The organism is Comamonas sp. 14P8.1.4, from assembly GCF_057799285.1.
This window is the reverse complement of the sequence record NZ_JBYOKN010000002.1, coordinates 175,218-195,829: the sequence shown is the minus strand read 5'-3', so window position 1 is coordinate 195,829 and position 20,612 is coordinate 175,218. Positions and strand designations below refer to the sequence as shown.

Here is a 20,612-nt window from a genome sequence, read left to right as displayed (position 1 = left end):
ATGCGTAGGTTGCGCCATCTCACCGATGCCCACCGCACAGGTTCGACCAATCGTGCGCTGGGTTATCTGATGGCGTTCAACGCAGGGGCCATCAACGCCGGTGGTTTTTTGGTGCTGAAGCTGTACACCTCGCACATGACGGGTTTCATGTCGATGCTGGCTGACAACCTGGTGCTGGGGCAGACCGCCTGGGTGCTGGCCGCCCTGGGGGCTTTGCTGGCGTTTCTGAGCGGCGCTGCGGTTTCCGCCATCTTGGTCAGCTGGGCGCGGCTTTTGCGCCTGCGCAGCACCTATGCATTGCCGCTGTTGCTGGTGGCGCTGCTGGTGCTGGTGTTTGGTGTGGTGGGCGCGGTGACGGTGCAGTGGACCACCTGGTTTGCCGTACCCATGACGGTGCTGCTGCTGTCGTTCACCATGGGCGTGCAAACGCCACGCTGACCAAGATGTCGCACGCCACCATCCGCACCACGCACATGACCGGGGTGGTGACCGATCTCGGTATTGAACTGGGCAAGATGCTGTTTTGGAACCGTGCCGGGCGTGACGCCGAGCACCAGGTGCACGCTGACCTGTCCCGTGTGCGCTTGTTCGCTGGCCTGCTGGCCATGTTTTTGGTGGGCGGCATCGCCGGAGCTCTGGGCTTTCATCGCTGGGGCTTTGTCTGCGTGGTGCCGCTGGCCTTGCTTTTGATGGCGGTGTCATTGCCGCCGCTGTGGACCGATGCCAGGCATTGGCGCCAACGCTGGCAACCGCCAGCTTCTGACAACTAAAAAAGAGACAAGCACCCCATGCAAACGAATTTAGCCCCCGAGTACCTGGGCACCCTGGCGGGCCAGGAAGCCGAAGCCATTTTGCGCAAATGCGTGCACTGCGGCTTTTGCACGGCCACCTGTCCCACCTACCAGACGCTGGGCGATGAGCTGGACGGCCCGCGTGGGCGCATTTACCTGATCAAGCAGGTGCTCGAAGGGGCTACGCCCACGCGCGCCACGCAGGAGCACCTGGACCGTTGCCTGACATGCCGCAACTGCGAAACCACTTGCCCCAGCGGCGTGCAATACGGCCACCTGGTCGATATTGGCCGCAAGGTGGTGGAAGACAAGGTGCAGCGCCCGCTGGGCGAGCGCTTGCAGCGCTGGGCGCTCAAGGAGGGCGTGACATCCCCGTTGTTTGCCCCTGCCATGAAGCTGGGGCAGAGCGTGCGCAGTCTGCTGCCCGACAGCATCAAGGCCAAGGTACCGCCCAAAACCGCACATGGCGTGTGGCCCAGCCGGGAGCATGCGCGCAAGGTGCTGCTGCACACGGGCTGTGTGCAACCCGCCATGCTGCCCAACATCAACTACGCCACGGCGCGTGTGCTGGATGCGGCAGGCATTCAAACCGTGGTGGTGCAGCGTAGCCAGTGCTGCGGCGCGGTGAAATACCACCTCAACGACCATGAAGGTGGCAAGGCGCAGATGCGCGCCAACATCGATGCCTGGTGGCCTGCGGTGCAAGCCGGCGAGGTCGAGGCGATTGTGAGCAACGCCTCAGGCTGCGGTGCCATGGTCAAGGATTGGGCACACCTGCTGCGCCATGAGCCCGCGTATGCCGAAAAATCCGCACGCATCAGCGCCATCACCCGGGACCTGAGCGAACTGCTGCCCACGCTGCTGCCAGAGCTGGTCGACAAGCTGCAAGGCCAGGTGCAGATTCCGGCGCAGCCCATGGCCTACCACCCACCGTGCACGCTGCAACACGCCCAAAAACTCAAGGGCGTGGTGGAGGCCAATCTGGCCAAGCTGGGTTTTCAGCTGACTACCGCGCGCACCGAGTCACACCTGTGCTGCGGCTCTGCGGGCACCTATTCGGTGTTACAGCCTCAGCTGTCCAAAACCCTGCGGGATAGAAAATTGAAAGCACTGGACGAAGCCGTGGCGCAGCCTGCAGCCATTTTGTCGGCCAATATCGGCTGCATTACGCACCTGCAAAGCGGCACCAGCGTGCCCGTGCGGCACTGGGTGGAGGTGCTAGATGAAGCGCTCCACGCATAAGTTCTGTGCAGGCATAGGACTTGGGCTTCACGCGGAACGCGCAATGCTGGCATCATCGCGGCTTTGATTTTTTCTGCATTGCCTGCAAGCACATGACCGAATCTGTGTCCACCACCGTTGAAAACGCTGCACCTGCCGCAGCCACCCCTGCGCGCGCAGATCGCCGCCCCAACCACCGTGGTGGCCGTGGCCGCGCGGAGTCCAATGCCAAGCCCGCAGCACGCCCTGCGCGTGAATTGCACCCTGTGCTGGTGCAGCTGGCACAGCTGCACCCCGTGCTGTTTGGTGAAACCGTGCTGCCGCTCAAGCGCGGCATCTTCCAAGACCTGCTGGCTGCACACGGTGAGGCGCTGGACAAGGCCGGGCTGAAAGTGGCCCTGTCCATCCACACCCGCTCGACCCGTTACCTGAACGCGGTGGCGTCGGGCGCAGCGCGCCATGATTTGCAGGGCAATGTGGTGGAAGCCATGGCCCCTGAGCATGTGTTCCACGCCCTGGTGGAAGTGTTCAAGCGTAAGAAGCCCCGTGATGGAGAAGACCTGCAGGCCAAGCTGCGCCGCCGCATGGGCACGGCTTTCCTGGAGTCGGGGATGTCCCGCGAAGCCTATCTGGCGGTCGTGCAGGTGCGCGATGAAGCCACCCAGGCACTGCTGGATGCCGCTTTGGCGGAAATCGCCGAACAAGATGCCAAGGCCGAAGCCGTAGAGCGTGCTTACGTGGCCAGCGGATCGGGCGATGTGCGCGCCTTTGCCGACATGTACGGGATGAACGCTCACCTGGTGATGCGCCAGCTGCACCGCGCCAAGCAATTGCAGGCCGCACAGGCGCAATAAGCCACCCCGGGTGGTCGCCAACCAAAAAAGGGGCCTACAGGCCCCTTTTTTTATGCGGCGCTGGCAGGCGCTTGCAAAGCGGCTTCCAGTGCGGGCACCAGGCTTTGCGGCGTGTCTTTGGGGGCAAAGCGCTGCAACACCTGGCCGTCGCGGCCGACCAGGAATTTGGTGAAATTCCACTTGATCATTTCCGTGCCCAGAATCCCCGGTGCCTGCGCCTTGAGCCAGGCAAACAAGGGGTGGGCCTGGCTGCCGTTCACGTCGATCTTGGCCATCATGGGAAAGTCCACCCCGTAATTGCGCAGGCAGAAGCTGGCAATGTCGGCGTTGCTGCCCTTGTCCTGCTGACCGAACTGGTTGCAGGGAAAGCCCACAATCACCAACCCTTGCGCGGCATAGCGCTGGTGCAGCTGCTGCAGCCCTTCGAGCTGCGGCGTAAAGCCACAGGCGCTGGCGGTGTTGACCACCAGTACCACCTGGCCCCGGTAGGCAGTCAGGGGTTGGGTGTGTCCGTCGATGCTGGTGGCGGTGAAGTCGTAGAAGCTGGACATGAAGGCCTCTTGGCAGGGGGAGGGGGAAGTGCCTATCTTGCCACCAGCGCACACCGGGCGGGTGGCTGCCTGTCGCCCCGCGCCGTCTGCCGTGGTTTGAAAGCCGGACGGAAGTGGAGTAGATTTTGCCCATCAGCCACACAGAAATGAGGTGAGAGATGCAGCGAGGCTTACTCCCCAACCTGCTGGAAGACGGAATACCCACGCTGGTGCTGGCGGCCGTGGTGCTGCTGGGCGGCATGGGCTATGGGTTCTACGTGGCCCACCAGCGCCCTGCGACCCCGGTGCCGGAGCTGCAACCCAGCCCCATGGCGCCGGACAACCCAATGCCGCCCACCGGCCTGATGCAGCCCGCAGGCGCCGCGGCGGTGGCTGCCCCTGCAGATGGGGGCTGAGGGCTCAGGCATCAGGCATCAGGCATCAGGCATCAGGCATCTCCCCCCACGGGCCACATACGGTTCCACACACACGGCCCCGCCGCAGCGGGGCTTTTTTGTGCCGGTGTGGCGCACGCGCATGCGCTCAGCGCTTGTGGTTTTGCAGCACGGTGAGCAGCGCACCGCCGATGATGAGCACGCCGCCCATCAGCATGCGCGGTGTCAAGGTGGTGGCGCCCAGCAGCCAGGCAGAGCCACTGGCAAACAGCACTTCCGACAGCATGATCAGCGAGGTGGTGCCGGTTGGCACGCGGGCGGCGCCATATTGCAGCGCCCAGGAGCCAATGGCCACCAGCACGGCCATGCCCAGCGCGCACGCCAGCCACACCGTATCCGGCGCGGGAATGGCCGGGAAGTACCCCTGCGCGTAGCCCACGCAGGCGGTGATCAGGCCCACCACCATGCAGCCGATGAACATGGCCAGCACCCGCGCCATGCTGGGCGTGTGCAAGCTGCGGCGCAGCAGCACATTGCTGCAGGCAAAGCACAGGCCACCGAACAGGGCCAGGCATTCGGGCAGACCGATGCCTGCGCTCAGGCTGCCGATGCTGGCCCCTTGGGGAACGATCACCAGCGCCATGCCGCTGAATGCCAACACCAGGCGCAGCAGACCGGCGCCGGTGGGGCGCTCGCCCAGAAAGCGCCAGGCCAGCAGTACCGTCCAGGCGGGCATCAGATAGAACAGCAAAATCACGCGCACCACATCGCCGGTGGAGGCCGCCGTGTTGAACGACACATTGGTCAGCCCGGACGACAGTGCCAGCAGCCACAGCACGGGGTGCGCCCCCAGTGCCCGCCAGATGCCGCGTGCGCACAGCAGCGTGATCGCGGTCAGCAGGCCGTAAATCAGGCTGGTGGCCCAGGGGGCGACCAGGCCATGGGCATGCATGGTCTGAAACGGCCACCAGGCCAGGCCCCAGACCATGGCGTTGAACAGCAAGGACAGGTAGGGCAGCGCAGAATGCATGGTCAAAAACAGTTCCAGCGCAGGTGGTGCCTGCGCTGGAAGCTATGAATATTGTTTTTAGTGAAGGTGGTCGCTGCGCGCGATGCTGAGCAGGCGCCGCACCTCGCCGCCGTGGTTGCGGCAGTTGTACAGGTACCAGCGGCGGATCAGCCACATGGTGAACGCCACAATCAGGCCAAAGCCGGTGATGGCGCCGTAGGCCGACAGGCCCCACATGGTCGAGAGGCTGTACAGCGCGCCCAGGCCCAGAATGCAGGCCTGCTCATTGAAGTTCTGCACGGCAATGGAGCGGCCCGCGCCCATCAGGTTGTGGCCGCGGTGCTGCAACAAGGCATTCATGGGCACCACCAGGAAGCCACCCAGACCACCCAGCACGATCAGAAAGGGCACAGCCACCCACAGGTTGCTGATGAAGTTCATGCAGATCACCAGCAGGCCCATGGCAATGCCCATGGGAATCACACGGGTGGCGTGCTGCAGGCTCATGCGCATCGATGCCAGCACCGCACCCGCTGCAGTGCCAATGGCCACCACGCCCACCAGTGCGGACGCATCGGTGGTGCCGTAGCCCAGCGCAACGGCAGCCCAGGCCAGCACGATGTAGCGCAGATTGCCCGATACACCCCAGAACAGCGTGGTGGTGGACAGCGAGATTTGTCCCAGCTTGTCGCCCCACAGACGACGGTTGCAGTGCCAGAAGTCGGGCAGCAGGGCCAGGGCGTTGGCAGCCAGGCCCTTGCTGGCATCGGTGCGCAAAGGCACGAGCGGCGCGCTGGTGCGCGGAATGCGCAGATTGAAGCAGGCGGCCAGCGCATACACAAACACCAGCACGCCGATGGCGGCTTCGGCCGCGCTTTCCACGCCCGGAATACCCAGGGCCAGCAGATGCTGGGAAATGGCAGGTCCCACCAATTGGCCACCCAGCAGCACGCCGAGGATGATGGAGGTGATGGTCAGCCCTTCGATCCAGCCGTTGGCCTTGACCAGCTGCGAGGCGGGCAGCAACTCTGTCAGGATGCCGTACTTGGCCGGCGAATAGGCCGCAGCGCCCAGGCCCACCACGGCGTAGGCCAGCAGCGGGTGGTGGCCAAACAGCATCAGCAAGCAGCCCACCACCTTGATGGCGTTGCTGATGAACATGACGCGCCCTTTGGGCAGTGCGTCGGCAAAAGCGCCGACAAACGGCGCAAGCACGACGTAGAACAGCGCAAACATAGGAACCAAAGCGGCGCTTTGCCACTCGGGAGCTCCGCCAGTGCGCAGCAGCTCAACGGCTGCAACGAACAAGGCGTTATCGGCCAGCGAGCTGAAAAACTGCGCTGACATGATGGTGTAGAAACCGCGCTTCATGAAATGCTGACGTGTCCCGGCCCACAGGGGGCAAGCGCACGGTAATGGTTGTCCCAGTGGCAAACGACTGGCGGTTATATCACGCAGACCTTAGCCACAAGTGCCAGAATGGACGATGTTTGTTATCGCCTAATTTGCTTGTCATGCCGCGTCCCATCCTTGCCACCATCCATCCCCAGGCGATTCGCCACAATCTGGAACGTGTCCGACAGGCGGCGCCAGACGCCAAGTTGATGAGCATGGTCAAGGCCAATGCCTATGGCCATGGTTTGGAGAATGCCTTTGCAGGCCTGCGCGCCACCGACGGCTTTGCCGTGCTGGAGGTGGCCGAGGCCCAGCGCCTGCGTGCGCTGGACTGGCGTGGCCCCATTTTGCTGATTGAGGGCGTGTTTGACGCACGCGACCTGGAAATGTGCTCGCGCCTGGGCCTGTGGCACACGGTGCACTGCGACCAGCAGATCGACTGGCTGGCGGCCCACAAAACCCAGGTGCCCCACCGCGTGTTCCTGAAAATGAACAGCGGCATGAACCGCCTGGGCTTCACGCCCGAGCGCTACCGCGCCGCCTACGCACGCCTGAATGCGCTGCCCCAGGTGGAAGAAATCTCCTTCATCACCCACTTCAGCGATGCCGATGGCCCGCGTGGCACCGCCCACCAACAAGCCGTGTTTGCGCAGACCACGGACGATCTGCCTGGTGAGCGCACGCTGTGCAACAGCGCCGCCGCCTTGCTGCAAGGAACGGACGAAAAGCTGCGCGGCGACTGGGTGCGCCCCGGCATCGTGCTGTTTGGCAGTGCGCCGGATTACCCGGCGCACACGGCCCAGGACTGGGACTTGAAGCCCGCCATGACGCTCAGCGCCCAGATCATTGGCACCCAGCACGTGCAGCCCGGCGGCACCGTGGGCTATGGCTCTACCTTCACGGCCACCGAAGCCACGCACGTCGGCGTGGTCAGCTGCGGCTATGCCGACGGCTACCCGCGTGTGTGCGGCACCGGCACGCCGGTATTGGTAAACGGTGTGCGCACACGCCTGCTGGGCCGCGTGAGCATGGACATGCTGTGTGTGGATCTGACCCCCGTGCCCGGTGCTGGCTTTGGCTGCGAAGTGGTGCTGTGGGGCCAGTCGCCCACCAGCGGTGCCGTGTTGTCGATCGACGAAGTGGCTGCCGCTGCAGGCACCACCGGTTACGAGCTGATGTGCGCTGTGGCGCCGCGCGTGCCGGTGGTCAGCGATGAAGCGCCGCTGCGCAAATAGGCTTTTTAAAAAAGAGAGCGCGTTGCGCTGGTCAATGCTGCATACCAGATGGTTTTTTACCTGATGTGCAAGTGGAGTAAGCGCAAGAAGCTCTCTTTTTAGTGAAATTGCCCAGGCAGCGCGGGCCTGCCAAGCCGGCCCCGATATAGTCGCTGCCATGGCCAAAGACAAAACCATCTACACCTGCAATGCCTGTGGCGGCACGACCCCGCGCTGGTTGGGCAAGTGCCCCAACTGCGGTGCTTGGAACAGCCTGATCGAAAGCGTGCCTGAGGCCGCATCCGGCGGAAAAAACCGCCTGAGCGCACCGCAAGGCTATGCGGGCATGGCCAATGCCCAGCCCGTCACCCCCTTGTCGGCCATTGAGGCCCAAGACGTGGCGCGCACGCCCAGCGGCATTGAAGAGCTGGATCGCGTATTGGGCGGCGGGGTGGTCGAAGGCGGGGTGGTGCTGATTGGCGGCGACCCTGGCATTGGCAAATCCACCTTGCTGCTGCAGGCCATGGACGCGTTGCAGCGCGCGGGCTTGCCCACGCTGTATGTGACGGGTGAGGAAAGCGGTGCCCAGGTGGCGCTGCGCTCACGCCGCTTGGGGATTGATGGCAGCCAGGTGAACCTGTTGGCCGAAATTCAGCTCGAAAAAATTCTGGCGACGGTGGAGGCCACGCAGCCCGCCGTGGTGGTGATTGACTCCATCCAGACCATGTATTCCGACCAGCTTACCAGCGCGCCCGGCTCGGTGGCGCAGGTGCGCGAATGCGCTGCGCATTTGACGCGCATGGCCAAAAGCACGGGCGTGACGGTGATTCTGGTGGGCCACGTGACCAAGGAAGGTGCGCTGGCCGGCCCGCGCGTGTTGGAGCACATGGTGGACACGGTGCTGTACTTTGAAGGCGACACGCACAGCCCGCACCGCCTGGTGCGGGCCATCAAAAACCGCTTTGGCGCGGTGAATGAGATTGGCGTGTTCGCCATGACTGAAAAAGGCCTCAAAGGGGTGAGCAACCCCAGCGCCATCTTCCTGAGCCAGCATTCCGAGCCGGTACCCGGCAGCTGCGTGATGGTGACGCTGGAGGGCACGCGTCCGCTGTTGGTGGAAATTCAGGCGCTGGTAGACAGTTCAGGCCCTGCGCCGCGCCGCCTGTCGGTGGGTTTGGACAAAGACCGCCTGGCCATGCTGTTGGCCGTGCTCAACCGGCATGCTGGCGTGGCCTGTGCCGACCAAGACGTATTTGTGAACGCCGTGGGCGGTGTGCGCATCAATGAACCTGCGGCCGACTTGGCGGTGATGCTCTCCATTACCAGCAGCTTGCGTGGCAGGGCCTTGCCCAAAGGCTTTTTCGCGTTCGGCGAGGTGGGCTTGGCCGGTGAGGTGCGCCCCGCACCGCGCGGGCAAGACCGCCTCAAGGAAGCTGCCAAGCTGGGCTTTACCGTGGCTGTGGTGCCCAAAGCCAATGTGCCCAAAAAAGCCATCCCTGGTCTGAAGATTCACGCTGTGGAGCGCGTGGATGAGGCCATGCAGATCGTGCGCGGGCTGGATTAACCCTTGGGCATACGCACTGCCCGCAAGCCATGAAATCCAGCAAGACCCGACAATAAGGCCTATGAATATGCGCAATATTGTGGTTCCTTTGGGTTTGGCGGTCCTGATTTACTTCGCCTTCGATTCACTGGGTTGGAAGGGTTTGGCGGCGGTGGGTGGGGGCATCATGATGTGGCTGCTGCTGCACTTCACCCGCCTGATGACGGTGATGCGCCGTGCCTCGCAACGCCCCATGGGCTATGTGGGCAGCGCCGTGATGCTCAACGCCAAGCTCAAGCCCAAAGTCAATCTGATGCACGTGGTGGCCATGACCCGTTCCTTGGGTGTACGCCTGTCCGAAGAAGGTCAGGATCCGGAGATCTACCGCTGGACAGACGGCAGCGATTCGCACGTGACCTGTGAGTTTGTGCAAGGCCGCTTGATGAAGTGGACGCTGGAGCGCCCCAAGAAAGCTGAACAGAACGTTACGGACAGCAACGCAAGCGCAGCGTGAACCTTTAAAATCGGCGCCAAGCGTGGTGGGCGCAGTGCGTCCGCCCCCGATTTAAAGTTTACGCAGCCTGCATGTACGGGCTGCCTCCACCTGTGAGAGAGACACCCACCATGAGCACTTCTGCCGTCGTCGAACTGGATGCCAAAGACCTGAACCAGCAAGGCGGTGTTTACTGCCCCAGCCCCAAGGCCGATATGAAGCTGTGGAACAGCCACCCCAAGGTGTATATCGATGTGGCCCACCACGGTGAAGGCAAGTGCCCGTATTGCGGGACGGTGTACCAGCTCAAGGCTGGGGAAGTGTTTGCCGGAGGACATTGAGGCGAGAGGACACCGTGAACAGTGCCGCAGGCTATAAAGCCTTGCGGCTTTTTTATGGGCCGGGGTAAATGGGAGTGTAGGTATGGCTGAGAAAGGCCAAAAGCGTGCTACGTTGACGGTGGCGGTGTTGACGCTGAATGAAGAGAAGCGCATTGGTAGATGCTTGCAGAGCGCACGCTTCGCAGATCAATTACTGGTCGTTGACAGCGGCAGCTCCGATGCGACAGTGACTATTGCCCAGGAAATGGGGGCGGAAGTCCACAACTATCCGGATTGGCAAGGCTTTGCCGTGCAGCGCAATCGACTCCTCGCCCATGCCACGGGGGACTACATCTTCTTTTTGGATGCTGATGAAGAAATGTCAGCTGAATTTCAGCAAGAGCTCCAAAACATCATTGCCGGTAATGCAGAAGCAGTGTGGCGTATTAAGTGGCGCATGGTGGCGTTTGGCCGTGAGTTGAAGTATCTGCGCTCCATCTCCCGTGTGGAACGCTTGTTTGTGCGAAAGACCGTGAGTCACTTTATTGGTGTTGTGCATGAAGAAGCACAGGTGGTTGAAGATATGCCAAGGCACACCATCGATGTGCCATTGCTGCACCACTCGCGCAGCACGGTGCACGACAGTCTGCAAAAACTCACGCAATACGCCATGCTGGGAGCCGCTAAAAGGGCTGAGAAGAAAAAAAAGGGCGGTGTGGTACGTGGCCTTATTTCATCGACCAACATGTTTATTAGGGTGTATTTTTTGAATTTTGGATTTCTGTGTGGTGGCGCAGGATTCCTATACAGCACATTCATTGCTCTTGAAGCATTTTTTCGTTATGCCATCTTGGGTTATGACCATGAATTCGCAGTCAACGTGAAGCGCTGATGGTGTCGTATATGTTGTGTTCGGGTAGGTAGTAAGTATGGATTTCTCTCGCATTCAACGTACTGCGTTTAGTTTTTGCGCATGTCTGTTTTTTGCCTTGTCTTTGGCAGTGCCTTCGGGGTATTCGTATGGTGCAGCAGGCATGTCGTTATTGGCTATTGGAGGGGTGGTCGTGTTGCGGCACGAGAAAATTTCGCGGAAAACATGGCTGCTTTTTGGGATCATGCTGGTTATGGGCCTGACGTGGGGCTTTAGCTTTGACACTGTCTTTTCTTTAACGGGCTCTGATTTGTGGCCGCGATACTGGCTTGCGGCCCTGGCATTGGTCATAGGAAGTGTTTGGGGCGTAACACCGCGCGCAGTGCTCTATGGCTTGGCTGTAGGTGCTTTGGGTGCTCTTGGCGTAGCGGCTTACCAATATCTTGCCTTGGGCTGGGTGAAGGCCACGGGGCATACGAATGCAATCCAATTTGGCGGTATTGCGATGTATTTGGGCATGGCTGTTTGGGCAATTTCGCTTTTTTCCAAGCAGCGCGTATGGGTAGTAATCGTCCTGTGGGCTGTTGGCGCTTGTGGGGTGCTGGCCTCCTTGATGTCCGAGACGCGAGGGGCGTGGGTGGTCGCACCTTTAATGATGCTGTGCATGCTGGTGGTTTTGTTCCAGCAAGGCAAGGCTCGGCTGGCTTGCGGTGCACTCATCGCGGCGTTGGTGCTGATGGCTGCGGTGATGATTCCTTACGGCGAAAAAATCGGCGGTAGAGCGCAGCAAGCTTTTGTGCAGCTGGAGCTGTATTTGCAAAATCCGGAGCAAGGTGTGAGAGCTTCAATTGGGCAGAGACTGGAGCAGTGGCGCATTGCACTGCAGATGATTGAGCGCTCACCGCTGACGGGTTGGGGGACGCGGGGGGTCGTGGCGCAGAAGCAAGCGCTGGTGGATCAGGGTGCCGCACATCCATCCATCATGAAGTATGAGCACGCGCATAACGAAATCATCGATATGTTGGTCAAGCGTGGCGCTTTGGGCGGGGCTGCCCTGCTGCTTTTTTATCTGATTCCACTATGCTTGTTTTGGCCTACGCATAAGCGTTTGCGGTTGGTGGCGGAGCCAATGCGACCAACAGCCTTGGGAGTTCGGATGGCCGCTGCGCTTTTGCCTATTGCCTACTTTGGCTTTGGTTGGACGCAAGTATTTTTTGCTCACAACAGTGGCAATATGTTTTATTTATTTTCGATTGTTGTTTTTTGGGGTGCGTTGCAATCTATTGAGCGCAGTTACCAAGCGTCCTAAATCAAAAGCCAGTGCGCGCACTGGCTTTTCTCTGGTTGGAGCTCAAAGTTTCAAGTCATACCCCACCGTTATCGGTGCATGGTCTGAAAACTTCTCGCCTTTGTAGATGGCCTCAGCCTTGGCCAGGGCTGCTATTGCAGGGGTAGCCAAGTGGTAATCCAGTCGCCACCCCACGTTGTTGGCGTAGGCTTGGCCTCGGTTGCTCCACCATGTGTAGCACGCATCGGTGGTGTCAGGCTGCAGGCAGCGGTAGACGTCTTTGACGCCTCCCGTTTCGGTGTCGGCCAGCAACATGTCCATCCAGGCGCGCTCTTCGGGGGTGAAGCCGCTGTTCTTCTGGTTGCCACGCCAGTTTTTCAGGTCTTCCTTGCGATGCGCAATATTGATGTCGCCACACAGCACAAATTCACGTTCCCCCTTCATCTGCATGAGGTGGGCATGCATTTTTGCCAGAAAGCGAAACTTGGCCGCTTGCCGCTCTTCACCCGATGAGCCGCTGGGGAAGTAGCTGCTGATGATGGAGAGCTTGCGGTTGGGCGTATCAAAACGGGCTTCCACATACCGTCCCTCGGCATCAAACTCTTCGGGGTCAAAACCCGCGATCACATCACTGGGCTCGTGGCGGCTGTAGATGCCTACGCCTGAATAGCCTTTTTTCTGCGCAAAATGGAACACACCGCGCATGCCTGCCAGAGTGTCAAATTTGCCTGCAATATCCGCAGCCTGGGCTTTGACTTCTTGCACGCAAATACAATCCGGGCCGGTCGCCGCACTCCATGCCTCCACACCTTTGGATGCGGCAGAGCGGATGCCGTTGAGGTTGAGGCTGGTCAATTTGAAAAGGGAAGAATCCATGTCTATCAGTGGCGCGCAACAGAAACAGAACGATCAATTGGCGCAAGAGTTTGTGCAGTTTGCCGTAGACGCAGGCGTGCTGCGTTTCGGTGAATTCAAGACCAAGGCCGGGCGACTGAGCCCTTATTTCTTTAACGCTGGCTTGTTCGACGACGGTGCCAAGATGGCCCGTTTGGCCGAATTCTATGCAAAAGCTATTGTGGCCAGCGGTATGGAGTTCGATATGGTCTTTGGTCCCGCCTATAAAGGTATTCCGCTGGCGGCCACTGTGGCCGTCGAATTGGCACGTATGGGCAAGAATGTGCCATTTGCCTATAACCGCAAAGAAGCCAAAGATCACGGTGAAGGCGGCACCTTGGTGGGGGCACCACTGCAAGGTCGCGTGCTCATCATCGATGATGTGATGAGTGCAGGGACCGCGGCACGCGAATCCATTGCCCTGATTCAGGCTGCGGGGGCTACGCCACATGCGGTAGCGATTGCACTGGACCGCCAGGAGAAAGCCACAGAGAATGGCAAAGACGTAGATCACAGCGCCGTGCAATATGTGCGCAACCAGCTGGGCCTGCAGGTCTGTGCCATTGCGGCACTGTCTGATCTGCTGGCTTATCTGGGGTCACGAGGGGGCGAGGGCGAGATGGTGCAGCACCACGAGCGTGTGCTGGCTTATCGCCAACGCTATGGAGTGAACGACTAAAACATTCATCACCGTATGCGGTTGGCATTACACCTTGGGTCTTGTATCTTTTGCAGTGTGGCGTTAACCGCTCCGGTGATGGCGCAGCCCGCGTCGAAATCGAATATTTACACCTGTGTCGATGCGTCCGGGCGGCGTATCACGGCAGACCGGCCCATTCCCCAATGCGCGGACAGAGAACAGCGGGTGTTAAGTCCTTCGGGGATTGAACGCAGCCGCTTGGGGCCAGCACTGACGGAAGCGGAGATGGCGCAGCGCTTAGAGCAGCGCCGCAGCGAACAGCTGGTACAGCAACGCTTGCAAGAGCAGCGCCGCCGGGATGCCGCCTTGCTGGCGCGTTACCCTGCCAAAGCGGTGCATGACGCAGCGCGCCGGGATGCACTGGTGCAAACGGAGGAAATGCAAACCTTGGCGCACCAGCGTTTGCAAGAGCTGGACAAAGAGCAGCAGCGCATAGATCAAGAGTTGCAGTTTTACCGGCAAGACCCGAGCAAGATCCCCGCGCGCTTGCGCGCCTCTGTGCAGGATGTCGAAAAAGCCCGCCAAGATCAGCGTGCCTTGTTGGGCGCTCAGGCGGATGAGGCACAGCGCATTCACAAGCGCTTTGATGCCGATTTGCAGCGGCTGCAGCCGCTGTGGAAATCGCAGCGTCCTGCCGAGAGTGCGCCTCAGAGCGCAGAACTTTAAGCGCCCCCCACATCCTCGGCCTAGCGCTGACTTTGCGCTTAAAGCGCTTCCCAGACCGTATCACCCCCAGCGCTGGAGGGCTGCGGCGCAATGCCAAGCAGCGCAGCGTGGCGTCGCAAAACTTGCTCAAACTGCAGCGCATCATGGTTGGTCGGCTCACCTTGGTGGTAGTCCGTGGCGAGCTGCGAAGTCGTAAAGCTCATGACGCCAAACTTTTGTACGGCATGGCGCAGTTTGTCCAGGTTGATGGGGGCGGGGGTTGTCATAGGCAACGATCCTCATAAATGGAGAGACAGCATTGCCCTCAATGTGGCATGGCTTGCGCTGTGGCACAAGAGGTAAGTCACAGAGGGCGATGGCACCCCTGTGCATGTGCGACCCGCATCAGTCTTTTCTTGCGTTTGGGCAGTTGGTCAGAGTGAGACGCCTATGCCGATGCCTTTGTCCGCGTGCATGACACACGCAGGTCTCCAGCCCATTGTGCAATCTCCAAATCAACGTACTTTTGCTTACACGCGGCAGCGCCAAGCACTCGCTACCGGATGGTGCCTGCAGCCGACATGGCGTGAGGGGCGGTGCTGGGAAAGTAGCTCTAACTGCTCGACCGCGTGCGAGCAGTGCGTCTTTGCATGTAGGTCCTGGTAATGATTTTTATTGCGCTGATAGTTGGTTTCTTTGAAGTTAATTGTTAAGACTTGTCTAGATTTTGCAATTTGCGTGTTTGTCTGTCGCATTTTGCGGCGTCTTTGTCATAACCTGATGGCACCCCAAAATTTGGAATACAAGCGGTTGTACGCGCTGTACCCAGTGCACCTGGCTTTTGCATGAACTCGCTAGAAACTCTTTTCCCGTTTGTCAGCGTTCCCCTCCTTTTTGTGCTCTTGGGAGCGGGGTTGCTGGTGGCCTGGATGCTGCGTCGTACCCACCGTGAACTGCTTTGGCAGGCCGCCTGCATGTGGCTGCTGGCCTTTGCCTATGCCATGTCGGCAGAAAGCTGGGTGCACTGGCCTTCGCACATCGTGGTGGCCTGGACGCTGTGGTGCGCTGCATGGGCGGCTGCGCAGGCGATTTCCCTGCGCTATGGCCAATCTGTCAAAGCCTATATCGCCGTGCTCTGCTCGGTCTTGATGCTGTGCATGTCCTGGCTCAGTGCGGTGGCGGAGTGGCCGGCATACACGCATGGCATGCTGGGGGCACTGGCACTGGGGCTGATCTTGGCGCATGTGCTGCCTTCGGTGTGGCGCAGTGCACCACGCCACCGCGCCGATCAGGTGCTGCGCAGCACCTACAGCGTTGTCACCGTGTTGCTGCTGGGTCTGCCGTGGCTGTCTGACCATGCTTTGTCCGCTTGGTTGGGGCTGTGGATGGCATTGGGTTTGAGCGCCTGCATGGCCGTATGTGTGTGGTGCGATACGGCTACCAAACCCCGTACCGCCCAATACCGCGAAGCATCCACCCAGATGCTGAACCGCGCAGGCCTGGATGCTGTGTGCAGCGGTGCACTGGCCGAACATGGCATCACCGTTGTTGTGCTGTGTGAGTTCAAACCCGCCGCGCGTTCGGGCAAGTCTGCGTTCAGCCACAAAGCGGCGCTGCGCGCATTTGCGCAGCTCTTGCAGAACTCGGTGCGCGAAGGTGATTGGCTGGCACGCACTGGCGCAGAAGAATTTGTACTGGCACTGCGCCAGATGGATATGGAGCAAGCGCAGGCCCTCGTGGCACGCCTTCAGCTGGCCATGCCCCGTTCGCCGGGGCTGGAGCGCTACACGGCCAGCTTTGGCATGGCGCAGGTGCAGGAGGCAGATTCCATGGATGTGGCGCTGCACCGTGCCGATGTGGCGCTGTACCAGACCAAAGAAGAAAACGTGCGCAGCGAGCACCTGGCCAGCGCTTTCTAAAGCGGCCTTGCGGCAGGCCGTACGCCTGTCCCTTGATATGGCCTGGGAGGCAGCGATGCAGTCGCTCTCCCTCCCCCAACCTCTGCCTGGAGACGGGCCGAGGTTTTTTTCTTGGGGTGGCAACAAGCCTGCCTTCCAGCCCTTGCAGCGGCGTGCCACGGGAAGCAGAGGACCTCTTAAGTTAGCGTTTGCAACAATTAGTTACTACTTGATTTGCGTCAATCTCTGCAGGCGGTGATGTCGATACGCTCCAGCGCTATTTCCATCAAGCCTTGCGCTTGGTCAGCATGCATGCGCGCAGATGCATGCTGGCGCGTGCTACTTACACGACCACGCCTCCCCCATGCGCGCCCCGCACAAAGAAAGAGCGGCCTTTGCAGGCCGTGCAGGAGAGATCGCTATGCACATCGGACAACGTTTCTGGCGCCGCCAAGGCTTGGGCGCCAAACTGGCCATCACCAATTTTGTCTGGGTAACGTCGATCCTGGCGCTGCTGGTGCTGGGTATTGCATGGGGTGTTAGTCAGTCCTTGCAGCGCAGAATGCATGGGGAAATGCAGCAAGGCGTGCAGATGCTGCTGAATCTGGTCGAGTCGAATGACAAAGACCTGCGCCAGCGCACGCAGTATTTGGCCGACAGCCTGTCCGCCAACCTGCCGGGCACATTCAGCCTCGACACCACAGGGGCCGAGCCGCTGCTCAGCCTCAACGACGAGGTGCTCAACGGCAACAATGCGCGCATTCAGGCCTTTACGCGCACCACGGGGGCGGTGGTCACGCTGTTTGCCGCGCAGGGCAGCGCCGACTTTTTGCGCATTGCCACCACGCTGAAGAACGACAAGGGCGAAACCGCCGTGGGTACGCTGCTGGATCGCGCCCACCCCGCGTATGCCGCCGTTCAGGCTGGGCAAAGCTATATGGGGCTGGCCACGCTGTTTGGCCGCCAGTACATGACGCATTACCGCCCGCTCAAGGATGCCCGTGGCCAAACCGTGGGCATGGCCTTTGTGGGGCAAGATTTTTCTGAGCTGCTCAACAACCTGAAGGCGTCGGTCCGCGCCCTGAAAGTCGGGTCGGGTGGCTACTACTTTGTGCTGCGTGCAGAAGATGGCCCCCAGCGTGGCCAACTGGTGGTGCACCCCGCCCAGGAAGGCGGCAACATCAGTGACGCGCAGGACAGCGATGGTCACTTCTTCATCCGCGAGATGCTCGATCGCAAGCAAGGTGCCATTGCCTACCCCTGGCGCAACCCCGGTGAAAGCTTTTCGCGCAGCAAGCTGGCGGTGTTCGGCCACTATGCGCCGTGGAACTGGGTGGTCGCCTCCAGCGCCTACACCGAAGAGTTTGTGGCCGAAACCCGCAGCCTCATCCTCACATTTGCGGGCATGGGGCTGCTGGCCATGCTGGCGCTGGCAGGCATTTGGATGTGGCTGATCCGCCGCATGATCGTGCGCCCGCTGGCGCAGGCCAGCCAGATGGCGGACGCGATGGCGCAGGGCGATCTGACCGTGCACATCCAGAGCCAGCGTCAGGACGAAATTGGCCACCTGCTGACCGCCATGAACAACACCAACGTAGGCCTGACCCGCGTGGTGCGCGCAGTCAACGAGCAGGCACACAGCGTGGCCATGGCCAGTGCAGAAATCGCCCAGGCCAATATGGATCTGGCCAGCCGCACCGAAAGCGAAGCCAGCGCGCTGGAGCAAACTGCGGCCGCGATGGAAGAGCTGGGCTCCACCGTGGCCCACAACGCCGACCATGCGCAGTCGGCCGATCAGCGCACCCGCGAGGCCCAGCGTGTGGTCACCGAAGGTGGCGATGCGGTGCGCAAAGTGGTGCAGACCATGCAAGGCATTGACGCCAGCAGCAAAAAGATTGCCGACATCATCGGGGTGATTGACGGGATTGCCTTCCAGACCAATATCTTGGCCCTCAACGCTGCCGTTGAAGCGGCGCGTGCTGGTGAGCATGGCCGGGGCTTTGCCGTGGTGGCCGGCGAGGTGCGCGCCCTGGCCGGGCGCAGTGCCGAAGCGGCCAAAGAGATCAAGCAGCTCATCAGCCACAGCGTGCAGGAGATCCATGCCGGCAATCTGCAGGCCGCACATGCGGGCGAGACGATGGAGCAGGCGATTGCCGAGATTCTCAAGGTCACCCAGCTGATCACCGACATCAGCCACGCCAGCGGCGAGCAAAGCAACGGTGTGGCGCAGGTGGCCGAGGCCGTCACCCACATGGACCAGACCACGCAGAAAAACGCGGCGCTGGTGGAGGAAATGGCCGGTGCCACCGAAGGCCTGCGCAAGCAGTCGCAAGAGCTGGTGCACGCTGTGGCCGTCTTCCGGCTGCAGGGCGGCAGTGCCTCTTCGCTGTACACACCACCGGTTGTGCCTGCTGCTGCCGCAGCGCCTGCCACGGCTGCGCAGACCAAGGCCCCCGCACTGGCCCCCAGCCCTGTGGCTAAGTCTGCAGCCAAGCCAGCGCCCGCCGCTGCCCCCGCGGCGCGGCCTGCCAAAGTGCTGGCCACCACGGCCGAGGATGACTGGGAAACCTTTTAAGCACCGCAGCGCCTGAAGGCGCTGGACAGCGCCACCACCCCCAGCCGCTAAGGTCGCTGGGGGTGTTTTTGCATGTTTTGCATCAAAAGTGCCTATAGCGCTTGTGTAGCCAGCGCTTTTAGCTCATGTTTTTGGTGATGACTGGGGCGCCGACTGCGTGCTTGCCGCAGCGGGCAGCGGTTGTGCGTGTGCCTCAAAGTACAGCAGATCAAACCACTGGCGGTGCAGCTGCAGGCTGCAGCGCGAATGCCCAAACTGGTGAAAACCATTTTTCAACAGCACGCGGATGGAGGCCGGATTTTCCGAACGCGCTGTGGCTTCCAGGCGCTGCAGCGCGTGGGTGTGAAAAGCCTTGTGCATCACCAGCTGGACGGCTTGTGAGGCCAGCCCTTGACCGCTGTGTGTGGGGGCAATCCGGTAGCCCAGCGTGGCGCTGTGGAAGTGGGCGTGGCGCACCTGGGTCAGGTTGATGCGGCCCACCAGCTCGCCGCCCACCCAGATCAGGTAGTGAAACGCGTGGCCCGCAGCCTGCTCCAGCAAGGCGGTTTGCAGGGTCTGGTCAAAGCCCTGCGGGGTGTAGAACGTCTCGGGGCGGGCATTGATCCAGCTCTCAAAATACGCGCGGTGCTGGTTCTCAAAGGCCCACAAGGTGGTCGCATCCTGTTCGCGCAGCAAAGTCAGTTCCATGGCAGCCTCCCGCAAGGTGATGGCGCTGATTGTGGTGGCGGGCACCCGTGTTGGGCAAGTGCGATGGGGGCCGGGGTGCGTGTCGGCGGGCGGCACAAGCGCATGCCTGCTCACGCATCCGCGCACAAAAAAAGCGGCTGGCCCGTGCAGGCCAACCGCTGTGTCGTCCCAATCACTGCACGGTGTGCAGCGGTTGGGTGCTGGTTTACAGCGGGTTCTGGTTGTCACCCAGTCGGCGCAGGTGGCGCTCGACGCGGATGCTCATGATCACCAGGACCACCATCACCAGGAAGCTCATGATCACGCTCCACATGGTCAGTTCCAGCGAATCAAAGAAGCGGTCCCACAGGCCTTCGGAGCTGTCTTGGTCATTGGCTGCACGCGAGAAGCTCAGGTCATAGTTGGTCAGCACCATATCCACTAGGCGCGAGACCGTCAGGTTATGCAGCTTGGGGGCCAATGTGGCATCGCTGAGCACCAGTTCGATGGCCTTGGGGGCACCCTTCACGAAAGCAACATACGCCTCTTCGTTATAGATCGCACGGGTTTGCACGGCGCGGTCATACAGCGCGCGGGGCACGTCCACAGGCTCGGTCCAGAACATGGTGTCGCTGCTGCTGCAGCAGGCCGCCTCTGCGGTGGCTTCGGCGGCAGCTTCTGCGCTGTCTTCGCCCGCGCTCAGCAAGCGCTCCATCTTCTCGGCATCGGCTTTTGCTTTGTCGGCCAGCTCCTTGGCAAAGGCTTCAATTTGCGCCTTGGTGGGGGCGGTGTCACCGGCCAGCAGCGGGTTCAGCGGGGCCAGGCCCTGCGACTCGTTGTCTTTCTCGATCTGTTGGTGGTGCTCGGCCTTGGCCGCCACAAAGTTGCGCACCAGCGTGTCTGCCTGCTTGAAGAAGGGGCGCAGCGCGGGATCGCTCAGGCTGTCCTGGAAGGCCACATCGGGCACGCTCAGGCCCATATCGCGCCCGGTTTCTTCCACCACGTATTTCAGATCAGGCTGCACATCACTCCACACCACGCTGCTGCTGGTGTCGTCTTTCTTCTTGCCCACGGTTTTGTCCCAGACATAGGAGGCCATGGCCACCAGGATCAGGACGGCGAACGCCAACAAAACCACGCGCACCAGCTGTACCAGCACTTCTTCCAATTTACGTAACAACGGCATGAGACTCCTTGCGTAGACCGTTTCAGGGGCCACACCCCACGGTGTGGAGCGGGCAACGCGCAGGATTCTAGAAAGGCAAACCGTCTGTCGTACTTATTTACATTTAGCGTGCTGCGGGGTGTTG

The 20,612-nt window shown here is 61.0% G+C and carries 20 protein-coding genes and 1 pseudogene; 14 read left to right on the top strand and 7 right to left on the bottom strand.

Annotated features, from left to right (window positions below):
• The 3 genes and pseudogenes from AC27VO_RS05575 to AC27VO_RS05565 all read left to right on the top strand — a co-directional run bounded on the left by AC27VO_RS05575 (window position 1) and on the right by AC27VO_RS05565 (window position 2,866).
• Window positions 1-770: pseudogene (locus AC27VO_RS05575) on the top strand (YoaK family protein).
• Between the two features lie 18 nt (window positions 771-788).
• Complete coding sequence (gene glcF, locus AC27VO_RS05570; protein WP_488665722.1) at window positions 789-2,033, top strand: glycolate oxidase subunit GlcF; 1,245 nt, start codon at window positions 789-791, stop codon at window positions 2,031-2,033.
• 92 nt (window positions 2,034-2,125) lie between these two features.
• The gene (locus AC27VO_RS05565) at window positions 2,126-2,866 is read left to right on the top strand and encodes a ProQ/FINO family protein (RefSeq protein ID WP_488665721.1); all 741 of its coding nucleotides are present in this window, start codon (window positions 2,126-2,128) and stop codon (window positions 2,864-2,866) included.
• A 50-nt stretch (window positions 2,867-2,916) separates the two neighbouring features.
• On the opposite strand, the gene AC27VO_RS05560 is transcribed toward AC27VO_RS05565, so the two are convergent.
• A complete protein-coding gene (locus tag AC27VO_RS05560; RefSeq protein WP_488665720.1) occupies window positions 2,917-3,417 on the bottom strand; it encodes a glutathione peroxidase in 501 nt (166 codons plus the stop codon).
• Between the two features lie 158 nt (window positions 3,418-3,575).
• Here AC27VO_RS05560 and AC27VO_RS05555 point away from each other — a divergent pair, with 158 nt between their 5' ends.
• On the top strand, window positions 3,576-3,812 hold the full coding sequence (locus AC27VO_RS05555; protein WP_488665719.1) for a hypothetical protein: 237 nt from the start codon (window positions 3,576-3,578) through the stop codon (window positions 3,810-3,812).
• 127 nt (window positions 3,813-3,939) lie between these two features.
• On the opposite strand, the gene AC27VO_RS05550 is transcribed toward AC27VO_RS05555, so the two are convergent.
• Together AC27VO_RS05550 and lplT are read right to left on the bottom strand one after the other, a co-directional pair.
• The gene (locus tag AC27VO_RS05550; RefSeq protein ID WP_488665718.1) at window positions 3,940-4,821 is read right to left on the bottom strand and encodes a DMT family transporter; all 882 of its coding nucleotides are present in this window, start codon (window positions 4,819-4,821) and stop codon (window positions 3,940-3,942) included.
• A gap of 57 nt (window positions 4,822-4,878) precedes the next feature.
• On the bottom strand, window positions 4,879-6,171 hold the full coding sequence (gene lplT / locus AC27VO_RS05545) for a lysophospholipid transporter LplT (protein ID WP_488665717.1): 1,293 nt from the start codon (window positions 6,169-6,171) through the stop codon (window positions 4,879-4,881).
• A gap of 143 nt (window positions 6,172-6,314) precedes the next feature.
• On the opposite strand from lplT, the gene alr reads away from it, so the two are divergent.
• The 6 genes from alr (at window position 6,315) to AC27VO_RS05515 (ending at window position 11,945) form a co-directional block, all read left to right on the top strand.
• Window positions 6,315-7,430, top strand: coding sequence for an alanine racemase (alr, locus tag AC27VO_RS05540; RefSeq protein WP_488665716.1), 1,116 nt, complete (start codon window positions 6,315-6,317; stop codon window positions 7,428-7,430).
• A 157-nt stretch (window positions 7,431-7,587) separates the two neighbouring features.
• Window positions 7,588-8,973 (top strand): DNA repair protein RadA, encoded by a 1,386-nt coding sequence (gene radA / locus AC27VO_RS05535; protein ID WP_488665715.1) that lies wholly within the window; start codon window positions 7,588-7,590, stop codon window positions 8,971-8,973.
• A 61-nt stretch (window positions 8,974-9,034) separates the two neighbouring features.
• Window positions 9,035-9,466: a glycerate kinase gene (locus AC27VO_RS05530; RefSeq protein ID WP_488665714.1), complete on the top strand. Its 432-nt coding sequence runs from the start codon at window positions 9,035-9,037 to the stop codon at window positions 9,464-9,466.
• 110 nt (window positions 9,467-9,576) lie between these two features.
• Window positions 9,577-9,786, top strand: coding sequence for a zinc-finger domain-containing protein (locus AC27VO_RS05525; RefSeq protein WP_488665713.1), 210 nt, complete (start codon window positions 9,577-9,579; stop codon window positions 9,784-9,786).
• Window positions 9,787-9,868: 82 nt separating this feature from the next.
• Window positions 9,869-10,657 (top strand): glycosyltransferase family 2 protein, encoded by a 789-nt coding sequence (locus tag AC27VO_RS05520; RefSeq protein ID WP_488665712.1) that lies wholly within the window; start codon window positions 9,869-9,871, stop codon window positions 10,655-10,657.
• Between the two features lie 37 nt (window positions 10,658-10,694).
• A complete protein-coding gene (locus AC27VO_RS05515; protein WP_488665711.1) occupies window positions 10,695-11,945 on the top strand; it encodes an O-antigen ligase family protein in 1,251 nt (416 codons plus the stop codon).
• Window positions 11,946-11,987: 42 nt separating this feature from the next.
• Here the strand turns inward: AC27VO_RS05515 and AC27VO_RS05510 are convergent, their stop codons facing one another.
• On the bottom strand, window positions 11,988-12,800 hold the full coding sequence (locus AC27VO_RS05510) for an exodeoxyribonuclease III (protein WP_488665710.1): 813 nt from the start codon (window positions 12,798-12,800) through the stop codon (window positions 11,988-11,990).
• Between AC27VO_RS05510 and pyrE the strand changes: the two genes are divergently transcribed.
• Window positions 12,799-13,497 carry an orotate phosphoribosyltransferase gene (gene pyrE / locus AC27VO_RS05505; protein WP_488665709.1) on the top strand — a complete coding sequence of 233 codons (699 nt, stop codon included), beginning with the start codon at window positions 12,799-12,801 and terminating at the stop codon, window positions 13,495-13,497. The genes AC27VO_RS05510 and pyrE overlap by 2 nt on opposite strands.
• Before the next feature lie 186 nt (window positions 13,498-13,683).
• Window positions 13,684-14,184 (top strand): DUF4124 domain-containing protein, encoded by a 501-nt coding sequence (locus AC27VO_RS05500; RefSeq protein ID WP_488665708.1) that lies wholly within the window; start codon window positions 13,684-13,686, stop codon window positions 14,182-14,184.
• Window positions 14,185-14,222: 38 nt separating this feature from the next.
• Here the strand turns inward: AC27VO_RS05500 and AC27VO_RS05495 are convergent, their stop codons facing one another.
• Window positions 14,223-14,450 (bottom strand): hypothetical protein, encoded by a 228-nt coding sequence (locus AC27VO_RS05495; RefSeq protein WP_488665707.1) that lies wholly within the window; start codon window positions 14,448-14,450, stop codon window positions 14,223-14,225.
• 642 nt (window positions 14,451-15,092) lie between these two features.
• On the opposite strand from AC27VO_RS05495, the gene AC27VO_RS05490 reads away from it, so the two are divergent.
• Both AC27VO_RS05490 and AC27VO_RS05485 read left to right on the top strand, forming a co-directional pair.
• Window positions 15,093-16,082 (top strand): GGDEF domain-containing protein, encoded by a 990-nt coding sequence (locus tag AC27VO_RS05490; RefSeq protein WP_488665706.1) that lies wholly within the window; start codon window positions 15,093-15,095, stop codon window positions 16,080-16,082.
• A 400-nt stretch (window positions 16,083-16,482) separates the two neighbouring features.
• Window positions 16,483-18,636: a methyl-accepting chemotaxis protein gene (locus AC27VO_RS05485; RefSeq protein ID WP_488665705.1), complete on the top strand. Its 2,154-nt coding sequence runs from the start codon at window positions 16,483-16,485 to the stop codon at window positions 18,634-18,636.
• Between the two features lie 123 nt (window positions 18,637-18,759).
• Here the strand turns inward: AC27VO_RS05485 and AC27VO_RS05480 are convergent, their stop codons facing one another.
• Both AC27VO_RS05480 and AC27VO_RS05475 read right to left on the bottom strand, forming a co-directional pair.
• Window positions 18,760-19,323: a GNAT family N-acetyltransferase gene (locus AC27VO_RS05480; protein ID WP_488665704.1), complete on the bottom strand. Its 564-nt coding sequence runs from the start codon at window positions 19,321-19,323 to the stop codon at window positions 18,760-18,762.
• Window positions 19,324-19,528: 205 nt separating this feature from the next.
• Window positions 19,529-20,488, bottom strand: coding sequence for a hypothetical protein (locus tag AC27VO_RS05475; RefSeq protein WP_488665703.1), 960 nt, complete (start codon window positions 20,486-20,488; stop codon window positions 19,529-19,531).
• Between the last annotated feature and the right edge of the window lie 124 nt (window positions 20,489-20,612).